Origin of the sequence: Duganella sp. sic0402, from assembly GCF_019219065.1 — a bacterium.
Lineage (GTDB): Bacteria > Pseudomonadota > Gammaproteobacteria > Burkholderiales > Burkholderiaceae_D > Rugamonas.
Genome location: NZ_JAHUWK010000049.1, coordinates 1 through 255, shown reverse-complemented (window position 1 = coordinate 255; position 255 = coordinate 1). Strand labels below are relative to the sequence as shown.

1 protein-coding gene is annotated in these 255 nt (G+C 59.6%); it reads left to right on the top strand.

What is annotated here, in order from left to right; translation table 11 throughout:
• Positions 1-255 (top strand): transposase (locus KW842_RS27265; RefSeq protein ID WP_218307314.1); only part of this gene is annotated, 255 nt, incomplete at both ends.

The window sequence follows — 255 nt, the reverse complement described above, 5'->3', positions numbered from 1 at the left end:
GGAAAGCTACGAGGTCAGCGGCATGGCCGAGGTGGCCGAGCACGCGCGTTCGCTCATTGCCTGGCTTGACACCGAGATCAAGCAACTGGAAGACGACGTGGATGACCACATCGACCGCCATCCCGGCATCAAGCACGATGCGCAGCTCATCACCAGTATTCCAGGCATTGGTAACACCACCGCTGCTCGCATCTTAGGGCACTTGGGCGACATCCGGCGTTTTAGCAGCGCTAAGGCTTTGGCTGCATTGCTCGG